At 72.6% G+C, this 19,980-nt stretch carries 12 protein-coding genes and 1 tRNA gene; 4 read left to right on the top strand and 9 right to left on the bottom strand.

Annotated features, from left to right (window positions below; genetic code table 11):
• The first annotated feature begins 22 nt into the window (after window positions 1-22).
• From ACIRRU_RS08255 to ACIRRU_RS08245, 3 genes are read left to right on the top strand one after another with little or no spacing between them, the layout of a single operon-like run.
• Entirely contained in the window at window positions 23-3,328 is a 3,306-nt protein-coding gene (locus tag ACIRRU_RS08255) for an FtsX-like permease family protein (RefSeq protein WP_403677742.1), read from the top strand.
• A gap of 1 nt (window position 3,329) precedes the next feature.
• The gene (locus ACIRRU_RS08250; protein ID WP_403677739.1) at window positions 3,330-6,167 is read left to right on the top strand and encodes an FtsX-like permease family protein; all 2,838 of its coding nucleotides are present in this window, start codon (window positions 3,330-3,332) and stop codon (window positions 6,165-6,167) included.
• Window positions 6,164-7,180: an ABC transporter ATP-binding protein gene (locus ACIRRU_RS08245; protein ID WP_403677736.1), complete on the top strand. Its 1,017-nt coding sequence runs from the start codon at window positions 6,164-6,166 to the stop codon at window positions 7,178-7,180. Before ACIRRU_RS08250 ends, ACIRRU_RS08245 begins: the two co-directional genes overlap by 4 nt.
• 152 nt (window positions 7,181-7,332) lie before the next feature.
• Here the strand turns inward: ACIRRU_RS08245 and ACIRRU_RS08240 are convergent, their stop codons facing one another.
• The 7 genes from ACIRRU_RS08240 to ACIRRU_RS08210 all read right to left on the bottom strand — a co-directional run bounded on the left by ACIRRU_RS08240 (window position 7,333) and on the right by ACIRRU_RS08210 (window position 16,421).
• Window positions 7,333-8,043, bottom strand: coding sequence for a hypothetical protein (locus ACIRRU_RS08240; RefSeq protein ID WP_403677733.1), 711 nt, complete (start codon window positions 8,041-8,043; stop codon window positions 7,333-7,335).
• Complete coding sequence (locus ACIRRU_RS08235) at window positions 8,040-8,462, bottom strand: acyl-CoA thioesterase (protein ID WP_403677730.1); 423 nt, start codon at window positions 8,460-8,462, stop codon at window positions 8,040-8,042. The genes ACIRRU_RS08240 and ACIRRU_RS08235 overlap by 4 nt, the downstream gene beginning before the upstream one ends.
• 5 nt (window positions 8,463-8,467) lie before the next feature.
• Window positions 8,468-10,132: an energy-dependent translational throttle protein EttA gene (gene ettA, locus ACIRRU_RS08230; protein ID WP_363199576.1), complete on the bottom strand. Its 1,665-nt coding sequence runs from the start codon at window positions 10,130-10,132 to the stop codon at window positions 8,468-8,470.
• 125 nt (window positions 10,133-10,257) lie between these two features.
• The gene (locus ACIRRU_RS08225) at window positions 10,258-11,754 is read right to left on the bottom strand and encodes a TQXA domain-containing protein (RefSeq protein WP_403677727.1); all 1,497 of its coding nucleotides are present in this window, start codon (window positions 11,752-11,754) and stop codon (window positions 10,258-10,260) included.
• 189 nt (window positions 11,755-11,943) lie between these two features.
• Window positions 11,944-12,453, bottom strand: coding sequence for a single-stranded DNA-binding protein (locus ACIRRU_RS08220; protein ID WP_403677724.1), 510 nt, complete (start codon window positions 12,451-12,453; stop codon window positions 11,944-11,946).
• A gap of 159 nt (window positions 12,454-12,612) precedes the next feature.
• Complete coding sequence (locus ACIRRU_RS08215) at window positions 12,613-14,781, bottom strand: GTPase (protein WP_403677721.1); 2,169 nt, start codon at window positions 14,779-14,781, stop codon at window positions 12,613-12,615.
• A complete protein-coding gene (locus ACIRRU_RS08210) occupies window positions 14,778-16,421 on the bottom strand; it encodes an ATP-binding protein (protein WP_403677718.1) in 1,644 nt (547 codons plus the stop codon). The genes ACIRRU_RS08215 and ACIRRU_RS08210 overlap by 4 nt, the downstream gene beginning before the upstream one ends.
• A 307-nt stretch (window positions 16,422-16,728) precedes the next feature.
• Between ACIRRU_RS08210 and ACIRRU_RS08205 the strand changes: the two genes are divergently transcribed.
• Window positions 16,729-16,804, top strand: a tRNA-Arg gene (locus tag ACIRRU_RS08205).
• 232 nt (window positions 16,805-17,036) lie between these two features.
• On the opposite strand, the gene ACIRRU_RS08200 is transcribed toward ACIRRU_RS08205, so the two are convergent.
• Window positions 17,037-17,165 carry a hypothetical protein gene (locus ACIRRU_RS08200; protein WP_403677715.1) on the bottom strand — a complete coding sequence of 43 codons (129 nt, stop codon included), beginning with the start codon at window positions 17,163-17,165 and terminating at the stop codon, window positions 17,037-17,039.
• Window positions 17,166-17,539: 374 nt separating this feature from the next.
• Window positions 17,540-19,471: a condensation domain-containing protein gene (locus tag ACIRRU_RS08195; protein WP_403677712.1), complete on the bottom strand. Its 1,932-nt coding sequence runs from the start codon at window positions 19,469-19,471 to the stop codon at window positions 17,540-17,542.
• Window positions 19,472-19,980: the final 509 nt, after the last annotated feature.

Raw genomic sequence — 19,980 nt, 5'->3', positions numbered from 1 at the left:
TTCATGGGCCGGGGGATGACAGGTGACGGGTTTCGTCCTGCTGCGGGTGCGGGCGCACCGCCTGCTGCTCTCGGCGGCCGTGCTCGCCGTCCTGCTCACCACGTCCGTCCTGGCCGCGCTCACCGCGTTCTCCGGTTCGGTGGGCGACGCGGCGCTGCGGCACACGCTCACCCACGGCTCGGCCGCCACGGCCGCGCTCACCGTCTCCGCCTCGGTGGACCACGAACGGCGTGCCGAGGCCGACGCCACCGTCCGCGAGGCGGCCCGCGACGCCTTCGACGGGCTGCCCGTGACCATCGCGAAGCTGGAGAGTTCGGGGTCCTACGCGCTGCCGCGCGGCCTCCGGCCCTCCGCCGACCGGCGCGGCGAACCGGACCTGACGCAGTTCGCCGCCCTTGACCGGGACCGGGTCCGGATCACCGCGGGCCGGGCGCCAGCCGCGCCGCGGAACTCCGGCGCCGTCGAGGTGGCGCTGCCCGTCGTCGCCGCCGAGGCGCTGAGGCTGGAGCCGGGCGCGCGGCTCACGGTGACCGACCGGCTGCGCGAGGACCAGCGGCGGCAGATCCTGGTCACCGGTCTCTACGAGCCCGTCGACGCCTCCGACCCGTACTGGCGGCTGGACCCGCTCGGCGGGCGCGGGGTGCGCGAGCTGGCCTTCACGACGTACGGCCCCCTCCTCACCGACCCCGCGCCGCTCGCCTCGGGGAGCCTCGGCGGCGGGGACGTGTCCTGGCTGGCCGGCGCCGACTTCGACACGCTGACCACCGGGTCCATGGCCGGGCTGCGCCAGGCGGCCGCGGACGCACCCGCGGCCCTGGCCGACGCACCCGTGTTCGCGTCCGGGGTCACCGCGCGGACCTCGCTGCCGACCGTGCTGGACCAGCTCGACCGGGCGCTGCTCGTCTCCCGCTCCACCCTGATGATCGTCGCGGTGCAGCTGGTGCTGCTCGCCGCGTACGCCCTCCTGCTCGTGGCCCGGCTGCTGAACAGCGAGCGCGACGGGGAGCGGGAGCTGCTGCGGGCCCGGGGCGGATCCCGGGGCCGGATCACCTCGTTCGCGGCGATCGAGGCGCTGCTGCTCGCCGTGCCCGCCGCGCTGGTCGCCCCGCTGCTGGCGGGGCCGCTGACCGGTCTGCTGGCCGAGCGCGGGGCGCTGTCCCGGATCGGGCTGCGCGCCGGGGAGAGCGTCACCGGCACGGTGTGGCTGGTCTCCGCGGCCGTGGCGCTGGCGTGCGCCCTGGCGGTGGTCGCCCCGTCGCTGACGGCCGGGGCGGGCGGGCGCCGGACCCGGGCGGCCTCGCTGCCCGCCCCGGTGCGGGCGGGCGCCGACCTCGGGCTGCTGCTGATCGCGGCGGTGGCGTACTGGCAGCTGGAGCGGCGGACCACGGCGTCCGGCGGCGGGGCGCTCACCGGCGACCAGGACGGCAGGCTCGGGATCGACCCGCTGCTGGTCGTCGCACCGGCGCTGGCCCTGCTCGCCGGGACCGTCCTCACCCTGCGGCTGCTGCCCCCCGCGGCGAAGCTCGCCGAACGGCGTGCGGCCCGGGGCCGCGGGCTGCCCGCGGCGCTGGCGGGCTGGCAGTTCAGCAGGCGCCCGCTGCGTGGCGCGGGGCCGGTGCTGCTGCTGGTGCTGTCGGTGGCGATGGGCATGCTGGCGATCGGGCAGAGCGCGTCGTGGGACCGGTCGCAGAGCGATCAGGCGGACTTCGGCTCGGGCGCGTCGATCCGGGTGGTGGGCGAGCACGGCACCACTCCGGCGACGGCCGGTGCGTACGCGGCCCTGGAGGGGGTGCGGCAGGCGGCCCCCGCCCACCGGACGGAGGTGGACGTCTCCGGCGGGCGCAAGGCGGAGGTCGTCGTCCTGGACACGGAGCACGCGGAGGAGGGGATGCTGCTGCGCCCGGACCTCACCGAGGGGTCCCCGCGGCAGCTGTTCGACGCGATCGCCCCGGAGCGGGGCGGACGGGCCGGACTCGTCCTCCCCGAGGACGGCGCTCGGCTGACGCTGGACCTGCGGATCGCCACGGTCTCGCCGAAGCGTGGCGACGCCGACGCCGACGCCGCCGAGGAGCCGGGCGGGCGGCCGCCCGTGGCCACCTTGCTGCTGGAGGACCGGTACGGGCTGCCGCACCGGGTCCTCGCCGGTTCCGTTCCCGTCGACGGTCCCCCGGTCCCGGTGTCCGTCCCGGTGTCGGCGGCGGGCCTGTCCCTGACCGGTGTCGAGGTGGACGGCGCGCCCCCGACGGGCCGCGCGGAGAAGCGGCGGATCACCGTGGAGCGGGTCCGGATGGTCACCTCGGCGGGCGGCGAGCGCCCCGTACCGGTGCCCGCGGCGCTGCGCTGGGACGCGCGCATGACGCTCAGCGAGTTCGGCGAGGACCGCCCGGGGAAGCCCCCGGTGCGCGGCGGGTCTCCGGGGGCCCTGGACTTCACGTACGACACCGGTGTGGCCGCCGACGAGTCCTTCGAGCCCGCCGGAAGCACGCTGCGGATCACCGCCGCCCGGCCCCGGGCGGCGGCGGTGAAGGCGGTGGCCACGGACGCCTATCTGCGGAGCACCGACGCGGAGCTGGGCGACGAGATCGATCTGACGCTGGCCGGGAACACCCTGCGGGTGACGCTGGTGAAGACGGTACGGCAGCTGCCGACCACCGGGGTGCCCACCGGCGCCCCGGACCCGACGGCGGGCGGCGGCGGACTGCTGCTCGACCTCAGGGCCGTCACCGAGGCCCTGGTCCGGCTGCCCTCCGCCACGATTCAGGCGAACGAGTGGTGGCTGAGCACCGCCCCCGGGGACACCGCGAAGGTGGCCCGGGACCTGCGCGCCCGGCCGGACACCGACCCGGCCCAGATCCTCGTGCGGGCCGAGGCCGCCGAGCGGCTGGTGGACGACCCGCTCGGGGCGGGACCGCGGTCCGCGCTGCCCGCCGTCGCGGTGGTCGCCGCCGCACTGGCCGCGGTCGGCTTCGCCGTCAGCGCCTCCGGCTCCCGGCGCGAACGCTCGGCCGAACTGGGCGTGCTGCGGGCGCTCGGCGCGCCGCGCCGCCAGCTGGCCCGCATGATCGCCGCCGAGCAGGGCGTGCTCATCGCCATCGCCCTGCTGATCGGGGCGGTGATCGGCACCGTGCTGACCCGGGCCGTCGTCCCGCTCATCGTGCTGACCGGACAGGCCGACCGGCCGGTGCCTCCCGTGCTGGTGGAGCTGCCCGCCGGACAGGTCGCCGCCCTGCTCGCCGGGGTCGCCGCCCTGCCGCTCGTGATCGTCGCGACGATGGCGCTGCGCCGCGGGGACCCGGCGGCGACGCTGCGCCACCAGGGGGACCACTGACATGAGCGACAACCGGCGGGCGGCGAACGCCCCGTGGACACGCACCCGGCTGCGGACCGCACCCGGTGCGGCGGTGGCCCTCGCGGTGCTGGTGCTGGTGACCGCGTTCCTCGCGGCCGCGTTCCCGCGCGCGGTGGACGCGTACGAGACGAAGGGGCTGCGCCACGACATCGCGGCGGCGAACCCGAGCCGCAGCGTCGTGGAGGTCGCCCGCCCGCAGCCCGGTCTCGAACTCCCCCAGGAGCAGCGGGAGTCCGAGGTGCGCCCGCCACAGCTGTCGCGGGTGGGCGGCGCGTTGCTGAAGGATCTGCCCGCACCGCTGCGCGCCAACGTCCCGCAGAGCGCCCAGGGGGTGCGCACCACGAAGCCGGTCGTCGCGAGGGAGCCCTGGCTGCCCAAACCGGACGGCTCACCGGCCCGGATCCACTACGCGGCGCAACTGGACCTGGAGCGGCACGCCACGCTCCGCTCGGGCGCCTGGCCGACGACGCGGACCCCGGTGACCTCCGGCACCCGCGAGGTGGAGGGCACGGTCACCGAGGAGACGGCGGCGGACCTGAAGGTGCGGACCGGCGCGGTCCTCGCGCTCCCCCTGACGTCGGGCGAGACCCTCTCGGTGCGGATCACCGGCATCGTCACCCCGCTTGATCCGGGCGGCAGTTACTGGTCCGCCGATCCACTGCTGCGCGCCCCCTCCCTCATGCCGGACCCGGAGAGCCGGTACCCCATCTACTACTGGAGCGGTACGGTCCTGCTGGCCGAGGACGCCGGTCCGGCGCTCCTGAACACTCCGACCGAACCCGCCCTGTACTGGCGGATCGCGCCCGACCCGACGGAGCTGACCGGCCCCGACGGCCCCCGGCTGGCGGCGGGGCTCGCCTCCCTGGAGAGCGGCCCGGGGCTGCTGGACGTACGGGAGACCGCCGGGGACACCGCGATGGTCCGCAGCGGGCTCGGCGACCTGGTGGCGGCCAACGCCCGGATGCGCGAGGCCATCAGCCCCGTGATCGCGGTCGCCGCCCTGGGGATCGGCTCCGTGGCCGCTGTCGTGCTGCTGATGACGGGGGCGCTGATCGGCGGCCGCCGCCGCGGCGAACTGGCCCTGCTGCGGGCGCGCGGCGGCTCCCTGACCGGCATCGGCGGACGGCTGCTGGCCGAGACGGCGGTGACGGTGCTGCCCGCCGCCGCGCTCGGGCTGCTGCTCGCGGTGCTGGCCGTCGGTGAGGGCCGCTGGTGGCCCGGGGCGCTGGCGGCCGCCGGAGTGGCGGCCCTGGTCGGTGTCGCCCTGCCGCTGCACACGACGCTCCAGCACATCCGCCCGACGCTGCACGGCGGGCGCGAGGACACGGTGAGCGCGCGGCCCTCCCGTCGGCGTACCGTCGTCGAACTGACCCTGCTGGTGCTGGCGGTCGGCGCGGTGACGGCCCTGCTGCGACGCGGTACGGCGGCGGGCGGCGGCACCGACGCGCTGGTCAGCGGCGCGCCGGTGCTGGTGGCCCTGATCGCCGCCCTCGTCCTGGTCCGCCTCTACCCGCTGCCCCTGCGGCTGGCGGCCCGCCCGATGGCCCGGCTGCGCGGGGCGATCGGCTTCCTGTCCCTGGCCCGAGCGGGACGGTCATCGGCCGGCGGGGCGCTGCCGCTGCTCGCCCTGCTGCTGGCCCTGGCCACGGCCGCGTTCGGCGGTTCGGTGGTCGCGGGCATCGGGGACGCGCGGGACGACGCGGCGCTGACGGCCGTGGGGGCGGACGCCCGGATCAGCGGGCTGAGCGACCGGACGACGCTGCCCGCCCCCCTGGCCGGGACCGTGCGGGATCTGGACGGGGTGCGGGACGTCGCTCCGGTACGGGTCGAACACGGCGTGGAGCTTCCGGCTCCGGGCCCGGACGCCTCGGGCGCCTCGCAGGACGGCTCGGGGGACGCCTCGGGGCCGGGTCCCGACAGTGCGGCCCTGCTGGGTGTCGACCCCGCCGCGTACGCCCGGCTGGCCCGCGCCACCGGGCTGCCGGAGTTCCCCGCCGCCCGGCTGAAGGCCGCCGGCCCTTCGGCGCCCCGGCCCGAAGGCGCCGCGCAGGACCGTGGGCGCGTCCTTCCGGCGATCGCCTCCCCCTCGGTGGCGGCCCGTCTGGGACCGGAGCCGGTCGCTCTGGACACCCTGAACGGCGAGTTCAAGGTCCAGGTCGTGGGGGTGGCCGCCCGCACCCATGCCGTCTCCACCACCGGCTTCCTCATCGTGAACATCGCCTCCCTGGACGCCCGGGAGCCCACCGAGCTGCTCCTGCGCGGCACCCCCGACCCCGGGGAACTGCGGGCGGCGGTCGCGGCGAGCGGCAAGGAGTACGTCGTACAGCTGCGGTCCGAGGAACGCGAGCGGTACGTGGACACACCGATGCAGGCGGGCGCCGAACGGATCTACCTGGCGGCCGTCGCGGCGGGCGCCGGATACGCGCTGCTGGCGGTGGCGCTGTCGCTGCTCCGGACCGCGCCGGAGCGCAGGACGCTGCTCGCGCGGCTGCGCACGATGGGCCTGACCACCGGGCAGGGCAGGCGGCTGCTGGCGTTCGAGGCGATGCCGCAGACGCTGCTGGCGGCGGTCGGCGGCCTGTTCACCGGCTGGGCGACCATCGCCCTGCTCTCCCCCGGCGTGGATCTGCTGCCGCTGGCGCTCGCGGGCGTCGCCGGGTCCGGCACCAGCCCCGTCCCGTTGCGGGTCGACCTGTGGTCGCTGGGGCTTCCGGCGGCCGGGGTGGTCGCCCTCGCCGCCGGGGTCGCGGGCGTCCAGGCGTGGTGGGCGAGCCGCCGCGGATCGATCACCGAACTCAGGGCAGGAGACCCCCGATGACCTCGTCCACCGAGACGCCGGACACCACCGGGACGACGCTGGCGGAGCTGGAGCGCCGGGCGGCGGCGCACCGGGACCGCCCCTCCTACGGGCACGACGCGCTGATCGCCTGCGACCGGGTGGTGCGGATCTTCACCACGGACGGGGTGGAGGTGCAGGCCCTCCAGGGCCTCGACCTGCTGGTCGCCGAGGGCGAGTTGATGGCCCTGGTGGGAGCGTCGGGCAGCGGCAAGTCGACGCTGATGAACATCCTGGCCGGGCTGGACGTGCCGACGGCCGGATCGGCGAAGGTCGCGGGCTGCGACCTGCTGTCCATGGGCCCCAAGGAGCGGCTGCGCTACCGCCGTGACGTGGTCGGCTTCGTCTGGCAGCAGACCGCCCGCAATCTGCTCCCGTATCTCACCGCGATCCAGAACATCACCCTGCCCATGCAGCTGCGCGGCGGCAGCGGCAAGCGCGAACGGGCCGCCCGCGCCGAGTCGTTGCTGGCCATGCTCGACATCGCGGACTGCCGCGACCGGCGGCCCCAGCAGCTGTCGGGCGGGCAGCAGCAGCGGGTGGCGATCGCGGTGGCGCTGGCCAACTCCCCCTCCGTGCTGCTGGCGGACGAGCCGACCGGTGAGCTGGACTCGGCCACCGGGGAGCAGGTGTTCGCCGCGTTCCGGCGGGCCAACGAGGAGTTGGGCACCTCGATCGTGATCGTCACCCACGACCAGGCGGTGGCGGGCGAGGTACGCCGTACGGTCGCCATCCGCGACGGCCGCACGTCCTCCGAGGTGCTGCGCCGCACCGAGGTGGACGCGGCGACGGGCCAGGAGTCCCAGGTGGCCCGGGAGTACGCGATGCTCGACCGCGCCGGACGGCTCCAGCTGCCCGCCGACCACACCCGGGCGCTGGGCATGGAGCACCGGGTGCTGCTGGAGCTGGAGCAGGACCACATCGGGGTCTGGCCGGACGGTCACGCGACGCCGGGCGGTACGGAGGACAAGGCCGAGGGGCCCGCGGAGCGCTAGCGGCCCGGCCGGGGACGACACAGCGACAGCGGTACAGCGCCGCCAGGGACACAGCGAGCACAACGGGTGCGGTAGTAGCGCAGGGGCACAGGGGTACAGCAGTACGGCGGGCACAGCCGGTGCGGTGGTGCACCGCGGCCGGGAAGGGCGGTTCAGCCGTGCCCGACGGTGAGTCCGAGACCGCCCGGTCCGCCGAGGCCTCCGGCCGGGTCGCGGCGCAGGGCGATCGAACCGAACGGGGTCCGCAGCCGAAGCCAGCCGCCCGAGGCGAACAGCGAGACCGGGAAGGCGGGGTCGGCGCGGAGAAAGCCGAGCGACTGGGCGGCGTGGACCGCGCGCAGCGGCAGGTCCGTGGCGCCGACGGGGCGGGACCAGATCTCCCGGCCGATACGGTCGCGTTCGGCGCGGGTGCGCAGCTCCTCGGGCAGGGCGTCGTCGCGGGCGCGGAACTCGGCGACGGCCGCGTCGAGCGCGGTACGCAGGACGTCCGGCCGGGGCAGTCCGGCCTGTTCCCGCCATGGCCCCCGGGGCGGCAGGACACCGGTCCAGGGCGGCCCGGTGACCGGTGCGGGCAGTGCGCCGCCCGGCTCCCCGGGGCCCTCACCGGAGACGTCGAGGGATTCCAGCAGTTCACCGGCCGACACCGTGACGTCGAGCGTCTCGGGGCGGGCCAGGCGGGCGGCGCGGATGGCGAGGACCTCGAAGGAGGGCGGGCGGCCGAACACGGCCAGTGCGTCGCCGCCGCCCGCCTGCAACCGGACCGCGGCGGCCCGGTCGTAGTGCAGGAGCCGGCCGAGGAAGGCGGCGAGATCCGCCGCCTCCCTCGGGTCGGCGAACAGCAGCGACTGCACGGGCACGGTCATGCCGCGGCGGGCTCCTCTGCCAGGTACCGCTGGAGGAAGAGCTTCTCCTCGGCGGAGATCCGCCGGGGCCGCCCGGCCGCCAGGTCGTACGGGACGACGATGGTCGAGGCCCGTACGTACACCTGCTCGGGATCCTTGATCTCGTAGGCGATCGTCAGCGACGCGGCGCCTATCTTCGTGACCCACGACTCGACCGTCACCGGCTCGTGCCGGTGCACCAGCGGCCGTACGTAGTCGATCTCGTGCCGGGCCACGACGGACCCGCCCGAGAACGACGGCGAGCCGTCCCCCGGCGCCAGCCGGAACATGAAGTCGATGCGCGCCTCCTCCAGATAGCGGAGGAAGACCACGTTGTTGACGTGGCCGAAGGCATCCATGTCCGACCAGCGCAGTGGGCAGCTGTAGAGGTGACGGGCCAAGACGATCAGCCTCGCGTGAGCTTCTTGTACGTGGCGCGGTGCGGACGGGCCGCGTCCGCACCGAGACGGTCGATCTTGTTCTTCTCGTACGACTCGAAGTTGCCCTCGAACCAGTACCACTTGGAGTCACCCTCGTAGGCGAGGATGTGGGTCGCGACCCGGTCCAGGAACCAGCGGTCGTGGGAGATGACCACCGCGGCGCCGGGGAACTCCAGCAGCGCGTTCTCCAGCGAGGACAGGGTCTCGACGTCCAGGTCGTTGGTGGGCTCGTCGAGGAGCAGCAGGTTGCCGCCCTCCTTGAGCGTCAGCGCCAGGTTGAGGCGGTTGCGCTCACCACCGGAGAGGACCCCGGCCGGCTTCTGCTGGTCCGGGCCCTTGAAGCCGAACGCGGAGACGTAGGCGCGGGAGGGCATCTCGACCTGGCCGACGTTGATGTAGTCCAGCTCGTCCGAGACGACGGCCCACAGCGTCTTCTTCGGGTCGATGTTGGCGCGGGACTGGTCGACGTAGGAGATCTTGACCGTGTCGCCGACCTTGATGGCGCCGCTGTCCGGCGTCTCCAGGCCCTGGATCATCTTGAACAGCGTGGTCTTGCCCGCGCCGTTGGGACCGATGACGCCGACGATGCCGTTACGGGGCAGCGTGAACGACAGGTCGTCGATGAGGACCTTGTCGCCGAAGGCCTTCGAGAGGTTCTCGACCTCGACGACGATGGAACCGAGGCGGGGGCCCGGCGGGATCTGGATCTCCTCGAAGTCCAGCTTCCGCATCTTGTCGGCCTCGGCCGCCATCTCCTCGTACCGGGCGAGACGGGCCTTGGACTTGGTCTGACGCCCCTTGGCGTTGGACCGCACCCACTCCAGCTCCTCCTTGAGGCGCTTCTGGCGCTTCTCGTCCTTGCGGCCCTCGACCTTGAGGCGGGCGGCCTTCTTGTCGAGGTAGGTGGAGTAGTTGCCCTCGTAGGGGATCGCGCGGCCGCGGTCGAGCTCCAGGATCCACTCGGCGACGTTGTTGAGGAAGTACCGGTCGTGGGTGACGGCGACGACGGCACCCGAGTACTTCGAGAGGTGCTGCTCCAGCCAGTTCACCGACTCGGCGTCCAGGTGGTTGGTGGGCTCGTCGAGGAGGAGCAGGTCCGGGGCCTCGATGAGGAGCTTGCAGAGCGCCACACGGCGCTTCTCGCCACCGGAGAGGTTGGTGACGGGCCAGTCGCCGGGCGGGCAGCCCAGGGCGTCCATGGCCTGCTCCAGCTGGGCGTCCAGGTCCCACGCGTTCGCGTGGTCCAGGTCCTCCTGGAGCTTGCCCATCTCCTCCATCAGCTCGTCGGAGTAGTCGGTCGCCATCAGCTCGGCGACCTCGTTGAAGCGCTTGAGCTTGCCCATGATCTCGGCGGCGCCGTCCTGGACGTTCTCCAGGACGGTCTTGCTCTCGTCCAGCTTCGGCTCCTGCATGAGGATGCCGACGCTGAAGCCGGGCGACAGGAAGGCGTCGCCGTTGGACGGCTGCTCCAGGCCCGCCATGATCTTCAGCACCGTGGACTTACCGGCGCCGTTGGGCCCCACGACACCGATCTTCGCACCGGGCAGGAAGTTCAAGGTGACGTCGTCAAGGATGACCTTGTCGCCGTGCGCCTTGCGCGTCTTGCGCATGGTGTAGATGAACTCAGCCAAGAGAAACCGTCCGGCAACAATAGAGGTGTGGGCAGATACATCCATCTTGCCTGACGCGCGCCCCCGGACGAAAACCCGTATCGCCGCAGGGTCCTTCCCGCACGTCACCCCATGGGCGCGGGCCCTCACCCGCCCTCGGCGCCCGGCCTCCGGCGGCGCAGGAGGAAGACCACGGCGCCGCCCACCACGAGCAGTCCCGTCGCCACGGCGGCGATCATCGGGGTGACGTCGGAGCCCCCGGTGGCGGCCAGATCGCCCGCCGGCCCCGGGGCGCCGGAGCCGTCGGCGGCCGGGACGGGCCGCTGGGCGCTGTGGACGCCGAGGCCGCCGCCCTCCCCGCCGTCGGTCCCGCTCTCCCCACCGGGCAGGACGCTGCCCGCGGTGGCGCAGTCCAGCACCCCGGTGAAGCTCTTCCGGAGGCCGCCGGACCCGGTGACGGGGACGTCGTACGCCTGGTCCTCGGCGACGGGCAGGGTCACCGTGCGGGTCTCCCCGGCGGGGACGGTGTGCCCGGCCCCGGCCGCCTCGAAGGTGAAGGGGGCGTCGCCCCGGTTGGCGGCGGTGATGTCGACGCCGCCCCTGGCGCAGTTCTCGCGGGCGGTCAGCGCGGGGGCGGGACCCGTCGTGGCCCAGGCGGCGGTGGCCCGTGCGGAGACGGTGGACTCGCTGGACCCGGCCAGGATCTGCGTCTGCGTCCGGCCGATCCCGGTGAAGGCCCGGCCGACCGGCACCGAGGTGGCGGCCTGGACGGTCAGCGCGGCGGAGCCGTCCGCGGTGCCCTCCGGCAGGTCGAAGAAGAGCTGGTCCCCGTCGCCCGCCGAGGTGACGGGCGCCCCCTTCGCGTCGGTGACCCGGATCCCGCTCGCCGCCGCGTCGACCGGGGGCGACACCGAGACCTGCTCGGCGTCGGTGCGCACGGTCACCGGACCGAGCCGCTCCGCGCCGCTGCCGGAGACGGCGGCCGGTTCCAGGGTGAGCGAGGCCCGGGGCTCCTTGGTGGTGCGGGCACTGCGGTGCAGCCAGTCGGCCAGCTTCTCCGCCTGCTTGTCCGCCGCGGTGACGTCGGCGCCGTCCGAATACCGCCAGATCGCGACCTGGGTCCCGGCGGCGGCGGTCCGCTCGGTCAGCGGGCCGGTCCCGGCGGCCTCCGCGAGGGCGGCGAGGTCGTCGACCTGCGGGTAGGAGTGCTGGAGGATCCAGCGGATCTTCCCCGCGTTCCGGTTGGCGCCGAGCGAGGTCTCGGCCCAGGGGGTCTCCAGATACGTGGCCTGGTTCTGGGTGGCGTTGTGGAGGTCGACGCCGTACGTCTTGATCCGGCCGCCGCCGTCCACGGTCATCTCGAACAATCCGGCGGGCAGTTCCTGGGCCCGGCCGGGAGCCCCGTTCTCCCCCGGCACCCGGAGCACGGCGCTGTCGAAGGTCTTCAGCCCGTCGAGCACCGCGGCCGCGCCACCGTGGTGCCGCCCCGGGTCGTCGGCCACGGCCGGACCGGCGCCGGTGAGGGCGGCCGCCGCGACGAGACCGGAGAGCAGGAGCGCCGCGGCCGGGCGGCGGACGGGGCGGCCGTGGCGAGCCCCTGTCGTACCGGACGACGCGGCGGACACCGAAGACGCAGACAGCACAGAATTCCCCTCCGGGCGGGACCCTCGCGCGTGGTGCGCGTGTGGGGAATGTCCCGCCAGCAGACCCAAGTGACCCGTGAGCACTGGGAATCCTAAGGAACGGGCGAAGGACAGTCCCCCGTAGCGCCCTTGGACAACCATTCCGAATCGGAATCGTTATCGCCCGCCCGATGTCCCCGATCAGTCTTTTCAGGACACCGCAGCCATTTCACCGGCTCCCTTCCGGTCCACCGGAAGCCGGCCCGTATCGCCGACCGTGACCCGCTCCGGACGCTCCGTCAGATCAGGTCCGTCTCCGGCCGCCGTACGGGGCTCTGTTCCGGCTGGCGTAAGGGACTCCGCTCTGACCGCCCGGCGGAAGGCGGCCGTTCCCCGGCTCAGGTCGTGGCCGATCGCGACGGCCTCGACGTCGACGAACGACCGCCGCTGACCGTCCTGTTCCTCCTCACGCACCTTCAGCCGACCGTGCACGACGAGCGGTTCGCCCACCGAAACGGAACCGGCCAGATGGGCGGCGAGAGTGCGCCAGGCCCAGACGGTGTAGAAGCTGGTGCGGCCGTCGGCCCAGAGTTGTTTCTCCCGGTCCCACCGCCGTGGCGTCACGGCGAAACGGAATCGCGCCATTCCGCCGGTGGCGGTCTCCCGGAACTCCACGGCCGTGGCGGCGTTTCCCACCAGCGTCACCAAGGTCTCATTCATTTTCCGCCCCCGATTTCCTCATGGCAGCGTGCTGATCGCAGCGCGTGACGACGTGTCGTCGCGACGTCGTGTCGTGATGACGCTGTACCGCTTTGCTGCCGTGCTGTCTTCCGGTCTCCATGGTGGACGCCGGAAGGGAATCGCGTCGGGGCCTGTGGACTACCGGCCGGTTGTGGAAAACTCCGTCACCGTCACGTACCGCTCACGCACTTCCCGGTAGCGCACCAGCTCGGCGGCGACCGGATCGAGGACTCGCGCCCGCCCGCAGGCCGCGGCGGCCTCGCGCAGCCGCCGCTCGGCGTCCTGCCCGTAGCGGCGGGCCGGTCCCCGGATGGCCGCCGCGCAAGCCCACTCCACCAGCGGTCCGCCCACGACTCCGGCCAGCATGATGAGCGCGGGGGTGACGAGCCCCGGTTCGAGGACGCCGATGATCTGGCCGGCCAGCCACAGCCCGCCGAAGATCTGGATCAGGGTCATCGAGACCTGGGCCAGCACCGCGGCGGGCCACCACCTGGGCCGGGGCGGCCTGGCCGGACGGGCAGCGGCCGGAACGACCGGCACCCCGCCCACAACACCGGCACCGGCCACAACACCGCCGCCGGCACCCTCCGCACTCCCCGCCCCCCGCCCGGTGCCACCCGCATCCTCCGTCCCTCCGGAGTCAGCGGTGCGGCCGGAGAGACCGGTCCCGGAGTCACCGGAGCGGCCGGAGAGACCGGTCCCGGAGTCGCCAGTCCTGGAGTCATCCGCGTGCTCCACCAGCCCGGTCCCGGAGTCACCCGCGCGCTCCGTCCGCCCGGAGCCGTCCGCGGCCCGCTTCCCTCCCCCGCGCCCCCGTCCGCCCGTGCCCGGTCCGCCCGCTCGGACGGCCAGGTCGTCCAGCGCCTCGGGCAACCCCTTCGCCCCGCTGAACGCGGCTTCCCGCACCGCTTGAGCCCAGGGGCCGGGCAGTCCGGCGGAGGCGTCGTCCGCGAGGATCCGGACCGCCTGCTCGACCCGCTGCCGGGCGGTCAGCTCCTCCTCGGGCGGGGTGAGCGCCTGGCCCATCCGGTCCAGGCTGCCGGGCAGCCCCCGGTTCTCGTACCAGCGCCAGAGCCGCAGCCAGGGCGTCCCGCAGGCCCGGCCCGCGTTCCTGCGCCACTCGCGCTCGGCGGCCTGTCCGGCGGCCGCCGCGCCGACGGCCTCGGCCAGCCGGTCGGTGAACTCGTCGCGCGCACGCTCGCCGAGTCCGGGACGCCCGTCGGCCACGTACACCGGGCGCAGCCGCGCAGCCGCCGCGTCGACGTCGGCGGAGAGGCGGCGGGTGGCGGCCGTGCGGTCCTGGACGAACCGGCCGACCATCTCCCGCAGTTCGGGCACGCCGTCGCCGGTCAGCGCGGACAGGGACATGACGGTGGCGCCGGGTTCGCCGTGCTCGCCGAGGGCGATGCCGTCCTCGTCGAGGAGGCGGCGCAGATCGTCCAGGACGAGGTCGGCGGCGTCGCCGGAGAGCCGGTCGGTCTGGTTGAGGACGACGAAGGTGACCTCGGCGTGTCCGGCCAGCGGGCGCAGATAGCGTTCGTGGAGCGCCGCGTCGGCGTACTTCTCCGGGTCGACGACCCAGATGACCGCGTCGACCAGGGCGAGGACCCGGTCCACCTGGTCACGGTGCTCGGTGGCCGCCGAGTCGTGGTCGGGGAGGTCGACCAGGACGAGCCCCTGGAGCGCTTCGTCGAGCGCGGCGGGCCCCGGATGGGGCCTGCGCCGCAGCCGCCCGGGGATGGCGAGGCGGTCCAGCAGCCCGGCGGCCCCGTCGGTCCAGCTGCACGCGATGGGCTGGGAGGTGGTGGGGCGGCGCAGCCCGGTGTCGGAGATCTGGGCCCCGGCCAGCGCGTTGAACAGGGTGGACTTTCCGCTGCCGGTGGCGCCCGCGACGGCGACGACGGTGTGCCGGGAGGAGAGCCGCTGCCGGGCGGCGGCCTCGTCCAGTACACGTCCCGCCTCGGCGAGGGTGTCCCGGTCGAGCCGCGCCCGGGAGAGCCCGACGAGTTCGCGCAGGGCGTCCAGCCGGGCGGGCAGCGGTCCGCCGGAGGGAACGTACGCCTCGACCTGCGGCCGTACGTCGTCCTCGTCGGGGGCCTGGGGTCCGGGTGTCCCGTCGCGGCCGGACGCCGCCTTCCGGCGGGCCCCCACGGCAGCGGCGCGCCGGGCGATGAGCCCGTCGTCCCAGCGACGGCCGGTGCGCTCGCCCGGGTTCCCGGGGACGCCGTCCTCCTGCGGCCGGTCCTCGGCCGCGCTGGCGGGCCGGGCCTCGCCCTTGCCGTGGTCCTCGTCCGTGACGGCAGTCATCGCTGCCACCTCTCCCTCTGTAGTACGGAAAGCGCGGCGATCAGTTCGGCCTGGGGCTCGGGGGCGACGTCGAGGGTGTCGAGCGGGGCGAGGCGGCGGTCGCGTTCGCCGCCGAGGACCTGGTCGAGGTAGCTGGTCAGCAGCTCGCCCCCCTTGTCACGGAGTCTCAGCGCGCCCTGGACGCCGATGCGTTCGGCTAGCTGCTCCCCTGCCTTGCGGGCCCGTCGTCCACCGAGGAGGGCGGCCGCGAGCAGCGCGGTGACCGTCTCGGGTTCGGGTGCGACGCTGCGGTCGAGCTGGCGCACCTCCTCCTCGGCCAGCTCCTCCAGCACCCGGCGCCACCGGCGTACGGCGACGGCGATCCGGCCCTCGACGTCCTCGGCGGGCCCCCACGCCGCGGCCTCGCGCCCGGAGCCGTCGGTCCGGAAGAGGGCCCCGGCGGGCTCGCGGCGCCACTGGGCGCGGATCTGTTCGTCGGCGGCGGAGACGGAGCACTGGAGGAGGGCGACCAGGCTGTCGACGAGCGCTTCGAGGAGTTCCTCGGGTGAGCTGTAGAGCGGGTAGCCGCGCCACCGGGTCCGCGCGTCCCCGGAGAGCACCGCCCCGCTCTGGAGGCGCCGCCGGATGCGGGCGGCCTCGGTGCCGTAGGCGTCCTCGACCACCCCGGTCAGCCGGACGGAGGCGGCGTACTGGGCCGCGACGGCGGCGGCCAGCTCGGGCATCCGTACGTTCAGCGACTCGATGACCCCCGACGCGGTACGCCCCACCGCCTGCTGCCGGGCGGCGGGGTCCTGGGCCCGGTGGGCGAGCCAGGCGCGCAGCGGGGCGACGGCGCTGGTGGGGAGCAGTCCGCTGCCGCCGCCGGTGGACTCGGGGAGTTCGGGGATGGTGAACCGGGGCACGTCCCCGAGCCCGGCCCGGGTGAGCAGCGCCGCGTACTGCCGGGAGACCTCGGCGATCACCTGGTGGGGCACCCGGTCGAGGACGGTGACGAGCGCGGCGTCGTACTCCTTGGCGGTACGCAGCAGGTGCCAGGGCACCGCGTCGGCGTAGCGCGAGGCGGTGGTGACCATCACCCAGACGTCCGCGGCGCAGATGAGTTCGGCGGCCAGGACCCGGTTGCGGACGACGAGGGAGTCGATGTCGGGGGCGTCCAGGAGCGCGAGGCCGCGGGGCAGGCTGACGGCGGTCTCCACCCGCAGCGCGCTCTCACCGTCCTCGCCGCCCGCCGTCAGGTCGTCGAGCCCGTCGGGGTCCCGCGGCCGGCCCGGCGGCAGCCAGACCCGGGTGAGCTGGGGCAGGACCCGGACGCCCGCGAACCAGTGGTGGTCGTCGGGGTGGCAGACCAGCACCGGCGTCCGGGTGGTGGGCCGCAGCACCCCGGCCTCGCTGACCCGGCACCCCACCAACGAGTTGACCAGCGTGGACTTCCCGGCCCCGGTGGACCCGCCGATCACGGCGAGCAGCGGCGCCTCGGGGTCCTTGAGGCGGGGCAGCAGGTAGTCGTCGAGCTGGGCAAGGAGTTCGACCCGGGTCTGCCGGGCGCGTTCGGCCCCCGGCAGCGGGAGTGGGAGACGCACAGCGGCGACCCGGTCGCGCAGGGCGGAAAGTGCGTCGATGAGCTGAGGCCGTACGTCCATGGTCGCCACATGCGAAGAATGCCCAATTTTGAATCCTTTTTGAAGCGTATAGCCCTCCCTGCGCGGCGGGTCCACCCTCGTGACAGAGTCCGGACAGAGGGGACGAGTGGGGCAGGGGCATAACGACTGCACAACACCCGGCCCGCAGTAGGCGAAAAGCGCTGCGGGAATCGCACCTACCTGCGATTATCGGTTCGCTTCACCGAACCTCCACAACGTGCCACGCAGGTGAAGCAACCGGGTCCAGGGGATCGGAGCCCTATCCTTGTCCCGGCACAGCCGAGGAACCACCCGATCAGGACCCCCGGCCCCCGTAGCTCAGTGGATAGAGCAGGCGCCTTCTAAGCGCTTGGCCGCAGGTTCGAGTCCTGCCGGGGGCACCACTGACGCCGCCTCACCGAGGCGGCGTTTTCACAGGTCAGACCGTGCCTGTCTGCCGTCCGAAGCGAATCGGGCTCTTCACGCCGCCACCTTGATGCAGGTCGTGGACGCGTTCGATCCGTTTGAGGTAGTCATCCGGTTGGCTGACGATGCAGCGCGCGCGGACCGCCAACAGGACGGGCCGCTGTTGTCCGCCCGATCGGCGACCTGCGCCGGCGGGACGCCGCTGTCGAGTCACGCCGTGAGACAGGTGTGGCGCAGGTCCTGGACGCGCTCGCCGGTCGGCGTCGTGAAGTCACACTCGGACAGGATCTCCCCCCGGGCGTTGGCCCAGACGCGTCTGGAGACGAATCCCGCGAGCATGCCACCCTTCTCCCGGGGAGGCTGTCACCCCACCGCAGATGGGACCGCCGATGGGCCAGGGCGAGCAGGGCCGACTGGCGGGCGGTCGCCGCCCACCATGTGCCGAGCTCCCGCCGCCTCGCGGTGAGCCGTCGCGTCAGATGCCGCGGAGTGCTGCTGGACAGATCGATCGGGGACGGGTGGACAAGCCCTCGAAGTTATTGGCAGACACGGGTGATCTTGGTCGAGAACCCGTCCACCAGGAACTTCGTCGTTGCGTACAGCCCTTGACCCTCAACAGCCCGCCATCGGGACCAGGTCGGAGAAGGCTCAGTCGGTGCGGCTGGAACAGGACGCCGCGAACGGCGACGGAGGACGCTGCCACTCCTCCGCCATCACGCCTTCCTCACTCGCTTCGTACAGAGATCCACCGCAGCCCACAGGGGCCATGGCCCCATGAGGTCATCCGGGGACAGGCCCTCAAATCCCAGCCGGTTCAGATGCTTCGTCACTGCCGGCGTCAGGACAGCGCTCCCGCCCTGCTGGATGTATGAGCGGTCCATGTCCACCCGGATACCACCTAGAGCGAGCTCCACAGCGGTCGCCAAGGCCTCGTAACCCGCTGAAGCGGCGCGGCTCTCCGGGCCGGCTGGGAAACACGCCGTTCCTTCGGAGGCACCGGACATCGTCGTCCCGGCAGCTGACGAAGACCCCGGCCCCGGCAGCTCGTCGTACCAGACGAACTCGGACGGGCACATCAGGTCCACGTTCTCGCGCATCGAAGCTAAGACGTGTGCGCGCACCTGGTCCTGCCTACTCGGCTCTCCCACGAGTTGAGCCACGAGGGCCTGGTCTCCCGATGGGCGCTCCACAACCTTGGCCCGGGCAGCCTCGACGCCCTCCACGGAACTCAAGAACCGCGCCAGCTTGGCCGTGTCGACCCAGCTGTGATCAACATGAACCCACTCCTCGCCATAGGCGGACACCGGCAGTCCGAACCGCTCGATGACCTCAGCGACGGTGGCAGTCGCCATATCCAGCTCGTTCGCCCAAGCGATGAGCAAATGCTCCATCGCCGAAAGCGTCTTCTCGATCTGGTCTTCCTCGAGTACGGACCGGTGGGCGATCAGGTCCAGATAAACTTCCCCTCCCCGCGCGGTGCTTCTGAGGCACAGATCGGTGTACTCATCTCGCCACAGGCACTCAAAGCGCTTCATCGTGGTTGGTCGCTCTGCGGAAGTCCTGTCCTGGGAGACCGGCTCACGCAGATGCCGTTCGAGCTTGTCACTGCAGTTGAGAACCGTCCCCAACCGGATCGGCAGACCGCGTTCTGTTTCGATTTTTGCCTTGAGGTCCCGAAAATCAAGGTAGGAGTATTGTGCGTACCGGTTTGCAATGAGAATCCTTTTCTTGACCTCGGCCATCACCTCACTCATGGTCGCCCGCAGAGGCAGGCGTATGGGGACCAACGCCTCCTGGAAGAAGCAACCGACTGACTGACGTACCTCCGCGAAACGGTTTGAGAAGTTCATCCTGAGGGTGGTTGCGGAATTTCCAGACAGTGCGAGAACCGCCACAGCGAATGCGACAGAAACGCAGTTTGCGGCACTCGAGCCGTACGTTTTATGAAGTTTCCGCAAAGCGGCAAAGAGAGCGGACGACTGCAGAACTACCCTGTTGTAGTAACTGTCACCACCCCGCCGCGATTCCAGAAGTGCGGCGGGGCGAAAGCGAGGGAATTCAGCGGCCGGAGAGCTTTTTAGGATGGTTTCGTAGTATCGCATGGATCGATCATGGGCGGAGGGCTCCGCATTCGACTGCCGCCGTGCGACGACGAGCGGCTGCACAGGTATCCCTTGACCATCTGCCGAGGAGCAACTCACCTCATGAGAAGCGCTCAGGTACTGCGTAATATCATCCTTGATGAGGGTCCTACTCGCCCCGTCCACGGCGATGTGGTTTATCACCAGGACCAGAGTAGCCACGCGCCGATTTGTGAAGTTCAGACCCAGCCTCAGCGGGAGTTCCGTCGCTTGATCCATGGGCGGCGCAAAAAGAGCATGGAAGACAGCGTCAATATCTTCGGTAGCATTACCGTCCCGCCGGAACGGGACGGGGCTCTGGAACTCGTCGAGCACCAGCTGGAACGGCCTACCGTGCTCGTCCGTCGGATAGATCGTACGCAGCGCCTCGTATCGGTGCATCACGTTCCGGACAGCAGAAACAACCAGATCCTCGGGAACTCCCGGATCCGGCATGCGAATAATCAGTGGAATTCGCGCGCTGTCCACAACGGGAAGGGGCAGATGGTACTGGTACCAGTACATCTCCTGCGACCACATCAGTGGCCCACTACGACCGCCTCCTGTAGGCGTTACGACCTCCGCTGGTCCTGCACAAGATTCCGGCAATGCCATCGCGCTCCTTCGGAAATCGCGGGATGAGCTGGGGGACTTGGTGAAAGCGAAAGCTTGACTTGGCCAGTGCCGGAATACGCGCTCAGCTGACGACGCAGGCGTTGCGTCATGGCGGCCTGCCTGACGTCCGAAAGGCCAGCGGGGGCCATGGAGATGGCAAGCCACTCCGGGGTGGCCTCGGAATTCAGGTCAAGTCCGGCAGTGATCTCGGAGCCAAACAGCATGTCGGTGTGGGCAGTCACCCAGGCCATCGGTCGAGTCAGCCCGAATCGGTTGATGGCATGGGCGATCTCAACATGCCCGGCAGGGCTGAGCTGATGCCACTCAGTGAAAAAATCGGCAATCAATGCGCACCTTATCCTGCACGCACAGTGAAGTAGGCGTCCCGCGCGCGGACTCGAATCGAGATGTCCTGACCC

Origin of the sequence: Streptomyces sp. NPDC101181 (genome assembly GCF_044767975.1) — a bacterium.
In the GTDB taxonomy this organism is placed as follows: Bacteria; Actinomycetota; Actinomycetes; order Streptomycetales; family Streptomycetaceae; genus Streptomyces.
The sequence above is the reverse complement of the archived record's forward strand: the minus strand, read 5'-3'. Positions and strand labels throughout refer to the sequence as shown.

Bases quoted from the DNA above. Each gene is read 5' to 3' on its own strand.
- ACIRRU_RS08200 (WP_403677715.1), bottom strand. From the start codon at position 17,165: ATGCTCGCGGGATTCGTCTCCAGACGCGTCTGGGCCAACGCCCGGGGG.
- ACIRRU_RS08195 (WP_403677712.1), bottom strand. From the start codon at position 19,471: ATGTACTGGTACCAGTACCATCTGCCCCTTCCCGTTGTGGACAGCGCG.
- ACIRRU_RS08220 (WP_403677724.1), bottom strand. From the start codon at position 12,453: ATGAATGAGACCTTGGTGACGCTGGTGGGAAACGCCGCCACGGCCGTG.
- ACIRRU_RS08210 (WP_403677718.1), bottom strand. From the start codon at position 16,421: ATGGACGTACGGCCTCAGCTCATCGACGCACTTTCCGCCCTGCGCGAC.
- ACIRRU_RS08215 (WP_403677721.1), bottom strand. From the start codon at position 14,781: ATGACTGCCGTCACGGACGAGGACCACGGCAAGGGCGAGGCCCGGCCC.
- ACIRRU_RS08250 (WP_403677739.1), top strand. From the start codon at position 3,330: ATGAGCGACAACCGGCGGGCGGCGAACGCCCCGTGGACACGCACCCGG.
- ACIRRU_RS08245 (WP_403677736.1), top strand. From the start codon at position 6,164: ATGACCTCGTCCACCGAGACGCCGGACACCACCGGGACGACGCTGGCG.
- ACIRRU_RS08240 (WP_403677733.1), bottom strand. From the start codon at position 8,043: ATGACCGTGCCCGTGCAGTCGCTGCTGTTCGCCGACCCGAGGGAGGCG.